Origin of the sequence: Streptococcus tangpeifui, assembly GCF_011038795.1 — a bacterium.
GTDB lineage: Bacteria > Bacillota > Bacilli > Lactobacillales > Streptococcaceae > Streptococcus > Streptococcus tangpeifui.
On sequence record NZ_JAAKDU010000005.1, the window covers coordinates 127,524 to 133,644 of the forward strand.

Annotated in this window: 5 protein-coding genes; all 5 read left to right on the forward strand. The window is 44.3% G+C overall.

Going from position 1 to position 6,121, the window contains the following annotated elements:
- Positions 1 to 481 precede the first annotated feature (481 nt).
- Positions 482 to 1,432 (forward strand): 16S rRNA (cytosine(1402)-N(4))-methyltransferase RsmH, encoded by a 951-nt coding sequence (gene rsmH / locus G7Y32_RS06220; RefSeq protein WP_165212101.1) that lies wholly within the window; start codon positions 482 to 484, stop codon positions 1,430 to 1,432.
- Positions 1,433 to 1,442: 10 nt separating this feature from the next.
- Positions 1,443 to 1,778: a cell division protein FtsL gene (ftsL, locus tag G7Y32_RS06225; RefSeq protein WP_165212103.1), complete on the forward strand. Its 336-nt coding sequence runs from the start codon at positions 1,443 to 1,445 to the stop codon at positions 1,776 to 1,778.
- Positions 1,779 to 1,781: 3 nt separating this feature from the next.
- Positions 1,782 to 4,034, forward strand: coding sequence for a penicillin-binding protein PBP2X (gene pbp2x, locus G7Y32_RS06230; RefSeq protein WP_165212105.1), 2,253 nt, complete (start codon positions 1,782 to 1,784; stop codon positions 4,032 to 4,034).
- Between the two features lies 1 nt (position 4,035).
- A complete protein-coding gene (gene mraY / locus G7Y32_RS06235) occupies positions 4,036 to 5,049 on the forward strand; it encodes a phospho-N-acetylmuramoyl-pentapeptide-transferase (RefSeq protein ID WP_165212107.1) in 1,014 nt (337 codons plus the stop codon).
- Between the two features lie 294 nt (positions 5,050 to 5,343).
- On the forward strand, positions 5,344 to 6,121 hold a 778-nt coding region (locus G7Y32_RS06240), incomplete at its 3' end, for an SH3 domain-containing protein (RefSeq protein ID WP_165212109.1).

Consider the following 6,121-nt stretch of genomic DNA (forward strand, 5'->3'; position numbering starts at 1 on the left):
CACTGGAGCCATCTCCTCACAGCTCAGAAGGTCTGGGAGACCTTTTGAGCTTGGAAATAAGATGAACAAAGTTCATCACATTAGATAACCTCCAATAGTTCCCCAGACTGTTAGAGGAGGTCCGAAAATGTGACTGTGCCCCAAGATAAGGGCCACCAATCAGCAGTGGTTCATTGGTGCTAAAGCACCTCATGAACTGTGCAGGGTCATAGTTAACAAGTCTTATTCCCAACCACTGCGTCAATCTAGCACAATGCTAACGAGTCTGGACTTTTGTCCCAGGCTTTTTTTGGTGAGATCATATAGAAGTCATTGATCTTGAATTTTTTCATCAAAGTCGCCTAGACCCTTTTAGAAAAAGTTTCTTTTGAAGTCTAATGTTTTAACATCGGCTTTCTTATTTTCCTTGAGAATGTTTAAAGGCATGGTATCTTGTTAAATACTTGGGCATATCTGTTATATTTATGGTAAAATAAAAGTTATGACAAATGACTTTCACCATGTGACCGTGCTCTTACATGAGACGGTGGATATGCTGGACCTAAAGCCCGATGGAATCTATGTTGATGCCACACTTGGCGGGGCTGGGCACAGTTCTTATTTACTGTCAAAGTTGAGCTCAGAAGGCCATCTTTACTGTTTTGATCAGGATCAGACTGCTATTGATAATGCCCAGACCAAGCTCAAAGATTATGTCGATCAGAGAATGGTGACCTTCATTAATGATAATTTTCGCAACCTCAAGGAGCGTCTTGCTGAGTATGGTGTGACTGAAATTGATGGTATCCTTTACGATCTGGGGGTTTCCAGTCCCCAGCTGGATCAGCGAGAGCGGGGCTTTTCCTATAAGCAGGATGCCCCTCTTGATATGCGAATGAATCAGGATGCTGATCTGTCGGCTTATGATGTTGTCAATACCTACAGCTATCAGGATTTGGTAAGAATCTTCTTTAAATATGGAGAAGATAAGTTTTCCAAACAGATTGCTAGAAAAATCGAGCAGGTTAGGAAAGTCAAACCGATTGAAACAACGACTCAGCTGGCTGATATTATCAAGTCGGCCAAGCCAGCCAAGGAATTGAAAAAGAAGGGACATCCGGCTAAGCAGATTTTTCAAGCTATTCGGATTGAGGTCAATGATGAATTAGGGGCGGCAGATGAATCCATCCAGCAGGCTCTGGAGCTCTTGGCTTTGGATGGTCGAATCTCGGTCATTACTTTTCATTCCTTAGAAGACCGCTTGACCAAGCAGCTTTTTAAAGAAGCTTCGACGGTAGAAGTGCCTAAGGGACTCCCTTTTATTCCAGAGGAGATGCAGCCTAAGATCGCTCTGGTCAATCGTAAACCTATTTTACCCTCTTCAGAGGAGCTGGCAGCCAATAACCGGGCTCACTCGGCCAGACTGAGGGTTGCTAAAAAAATTCGAAAGTAGAGAATAATTTATGGCTCATAATAAACAGGAAGAAAGAGCGGTTCGAGAAGCTTTTCAAAAACGATTCCGAAAGTTTTCTAGGCTTGAGCTGGCTTTTTACGGTTCTATTATTATTACTGCTGTTTTAATGGCTGTGGGAATTATCTATTTGCAGAGTCGAAACTTACAAGTCAAGCAGGATATCACAGAGATTAACAGTCAGATTTCTGATGCCGAAACGGATCTGAATAATGCTAAGCAAGAGGTCAATGAGCTGACCCGCTCTGATCGCATTGCTGACATCGCTAAAAAAGCTGGGCTTAACATTGATAACTCTAATCTTGGAAATGTTGGGAGTAACAAGTAAGGCATGAAAAAATTGATCAATCGCTTTTTGTCTTATGTGACAAAAGACCGACGAGGACCGCGGGCTAACCGAGAACGGGTTGGCCAGAATTTGATGATTACTACGGTTGTCATCTTTTTTATCTTTATCATTAATTTTGCGGTTATTATCGGCACGGATTCTAAGTTTGGTGTTAAACTGTCTCCCAAGGCGAGAAATGTCTACCAGACAACAGTGACCAAGGCTGCCAAGCGGGGAACCATTTATGACCGTAATGGTAATGTGATTGCTGAAAACTCGACCACTTATACCGTTTATGCCATTATTGATAAAAAGTATGTCTCAGCTAAAGGTGAAAAACTTTATGTCCAAAATAAAGACTTTGATAAGTTGACCGATATTCTCAATCAACAGCTTGGCATGGAAAAAGATTATATTAGAAAGCAGTTGAATCAGCCAAAGCTGACTCAGGTCTATTTTGGATCTAAGGGAACTAATTTGTCTTATTCGACCATGCAGGCTATCGCTGATGCGGCCAAGGATGCCGGTATTAAAGGGGTTGACTTTGATTCCAGTGCCAGTCGGCTCTATCCTAACGGAACGTTTGCCTCGGAATTCATTGGTATTGCCCAAAGTAAAAATGGCAAGAAGGGGGATTCTACTCTAGTCGGAGCGACTGGTTTGGAGGCTTCCATGAACGGCATTCTATCGGGAACAGATGGTAAAGTCACCTATGAAAAGGACCAAAATGGCAATATTCAATTTGGGACAGGAAAAAATGTCAAGAAAACCATAGATGGCCGGGATGTTTACACGACTTTGGATGCTACTCTGCAGACCTATCTGGAAACTCAGATGGATACCTTTATGGGAAAGGTCGGTAATGCCACAGATGCCAGTGCTACCTTGGTCAATGCCCAGACAGGTGAAATTCTGGCAACGACCCAACGGCCAACTTATAATGCTGATACCTTACAGGGGATGAGCAAGGATGAAGGCTATAACTGGCTCAATATGCTCTATGGTAGTAATTATGAACCCGGCTCAACCATGAAGGTTATGCTGCTGGCGTCGGCTCTGAATGAGGGAGCCTTCAATGCCAATCAGACCTACTACAATGGTGATGGGATCAAGATTGCAGATACGACGATCAATGACTGGGCAGTCAATCAGGGGACATCGTCTGGCCAGACCATGACTTTGGCGCAAGGCTTTGCTTATTCGTCCAATGTGGGAATGACTATTTTGGAGCAACAAATGGGGGATTCTACTTGGGGAAGCTACCTCTCAAAATTCCGCTTTGGCCTGCCAACCCGCTTTGGAATGGATGATGAGGCTTCCGGCTCAGTTTCCTTGGACAATAAAGTTACTGCGGCCATGTCTGCCTTTGGACAAGGGGTGTCTGTCACAGAAACGCAAATGCTGCGTGCCTTTAGTGCTATTGCTAATAATGGTATCATGCTGGAGCCTCGATTTATCAGTCAGATCTATGATTCGGATGATAATACCAGCCGAGTTGGTTCGACTGAAGTCGTTGGTAATCCTGTGTCGGCAGATGCTGCCAGTCAGACTCGCGACTACATGGTTAATGTCGGAACGGATCCTACATACGGAACGCTTTATTCTGCTTCAACCGGTGCTCCAATTATTCAAGTTGGTAACTATCCTGTAGCCGTAAAATCTGGGACAGCTCAGTATGCCTCTGATGACGGAGGTTACGAGCAGGGTGAGCACAGTTATATCTACTCTGTTGTCGCCATGGTTCCTTCCGATGATCCTAAATTTATCATGTATGTAACCCTGAAAAAACCTGAAAACTTTAGCGGAACATTTTGGGCAGATGTTGTCAATCCAGTACTGGAACAGGCTATGCTGATGCAGGATGAATTGTCATCAACCTCAGTCAGCTCGCAGGCTTCTTCAGAAACCAGTTATAAGATGCCGAATTTTAATGGAGAGAGTGCAGGCGATGCAGCTGTTACCCTGCGGCAAAATCTAGTCCATGTGGTATCTTTGGGAAATGGCAGTAAGGTCAAAAAGACTTCAGTCAAAGCCGGCAGTGATGTGAAATCGGGCAGTCAAGTCTTGATTCTGACGGACAAGCTCCAAGAACTGCCTGATATGTACGGTTGGACCAAGGCTAGTGTCAAAACCTTTGCTGACTGGATGGGAATCAAAGTAACATTTAAAGGTTCGGGAACCGTTACCAAGCAGAATATTGACTCAGGTTCAAAGCTGAAAAATGTTAAAAAATTAACAATTACACTAGGAGACTAAGATGTTTACCATATTATTAGCAGGTCTGATTGCCTTCATCTTGACGGTAGTCGGTATGCCCTTCTTTATTAAGTTTTATCAGGCTAAGAAAATTGCGGGACAGCAGACACATGAGGATGTTAAACAGCATTTGGCCAAGGCTGGGACTCCCACCATGGGGGGAACAGTTTTCATCATCGTAGCAACCGTGGTGACTCTGGCCTTTTCTACCCTAAGTCTCTTTCGTGGGGCTGCCTTTGGGGCAACAGCTGGCATCCTTTCGGTCGTGGTTATCTATGGCATCATCGGTTTTCTGGATGACTTTTTAAAGATTTTCAAGAAAATTAACGAAGGTTTAACACCCTGGCAGAAGATGCTCTTGCAAATTCTGGCTGGTCTGATTTTCTATTTTACCCATGTGCGTCCCAGCGGAACAGACGCTATCAATATTTTTGGCTTCCAACTTCACATTGGTGTCTGCTACCTAGCTTTTGTCCTTTTCTGGGTTGTTGGTTTTTCCAATGCGGTCAATTTGACCGATGGAATTGATGGCTTGGCTTCAATTTCGGTGGTGATCTCTTTGCTGGCCTATGGTGTCATGGCTTATGTGCAAAAGCAAGCGGATATTCTCTTGATTATTATTATCATGATTGGTGCGCTTTTAGGCTTTTTCGTCTTCAATCACAAGCCTGCCAAGGTTTTTATGGGGGATGTCGGCAGTCTGGCTTTAGGAGCTATGCTGGCTTCGATTTCCATTGCTCTGCGGCAAGAATGGACCTTGCTTATCATTGGTCTGGTTTATGTTCTTGAAACAGCCTCTGTTATGTTACAGGTGGCGTATTTCAAAGCTACTAAGAAAAAATATGGTGAAGGTCGCCGGATTTTTCGGATGACTCCTTTCCATCATCATTTGGAGCTGGGCGGCCTGTCTGGTCAAGGAAGAGAATGGAGCGAATGGAAGGTAGATGCCTTTCTTTGGGCTGTTGGTATCTGCTCTAGTCTGGTAGCCCTTTTCATCTGGCTGGTGATTAAATGACAGCAGAGATTTGTTACCATAGTCGCAGTTTATTACTAGAGTGAGTTGCTGAGTTACAATCAAATATTTTAATAGTGTGAATAGTATGAAATCCTTGCTGGTAAGTGTTGATTTCATGCTATTTTTATTGTTCTGGGCTTTGTCCTTAGCATGGGGGATAAACATAATATTACAAACATATAACAAAAATTACAATTATATGTTGAAATCGTTTTCTTTTACTGCTATAATAATCCTAGATATTATTCTACAATGTTAATGAAGAGATATCTTAGTAAGAAAGGAGATTAATCCATGAAAAGAGCTTCCATTTTGAATGAAAGGCAACGGTTTTCCATCCGTAAATATTCCTTTGGTGCAGCCTCGGTCCTAATTGGTGCCAGCTTATTCTTCAGCGGTCAAGCACTGGCCGATGAACAAGCAGTGCCAGCGGGTCAGCCTCAAGACCAAACGGTTCAAACCACCGTTGCTGACCAGCCCGTTCAAGATGGCAATAGTGCCGTCTCTCCAGCAGACGTTGGTGACACCGCAGGTCCTTCAGACAAGGTGTCTTTGCCTCAAGACGGTCAGGCTTCGGTTCAGGCTGTGTCAGAAACGTCTGATGTGGTTCCTACAGATGCTGTGACAGCTACTGCAGCGCCGGCTAGGGTGGACACTGCCACCCAGACCGATGCTATGCCTGCTCAAGTTAAGGCACAATCAACGGTTCAAACGGTTAGTGTCACCTCACAGCAGAACGAAAGTCCAGCACCGGCTCAAGCAAGCCCAGCTGTGACGAGAGCATCTGTGGCGACAACGGTTCAAGCGGTTGGTAAAGATATCCCAAACTCAGGCTATTATACCTATCCAGAGCGTACAGAAGTCAAGAACAGCCCCTCTGCCAGCGCTCCTCTGGCCTTTTATGCTAACGCCGGTGACCGTGTTTACTACGATCAAGTGCTCACCCAAGATGGCTATCAATGGCTGAGCTACAAGTCTTACAGCGGTATTCGCCGTTATGCCAATATTGCAAAGCTAGAGGTTAAGGAAGTTCCAGCACCTAAGACAGACAATCAGTCAGCAGGAGACAGCG

Excerpts from the sequence above, each read along its gene's own strand:
- rsmH (WP_165212101.1), top strand. The coding sequence starts at position 482 with ATGACAAATGACTTTCACCATGTGACCGTGCTCTTACATGAGACGGTG.
- ftsL (WP_165212103.1), top strand. The coding sequence starts at position 1,443 with ATGGCTCATAATAAACAGGAAGAAAGAGCGGTTCGAGAAGCTTTTCAA.
- pbp2x (WP_165212105.1), top strand. The coding sequence starts at position 1,782 with ATGAAAAAATTGATCAATCGCTTTTTGTCTTATGTGACAAAAGACCGA.
- mraY (WP_165212107.1), top strand. The coding sequence starts at position 4,036 with ATGTTTACCATATTATTAGCAGGTCTGATTGCCTTCATCTTGACGGTA.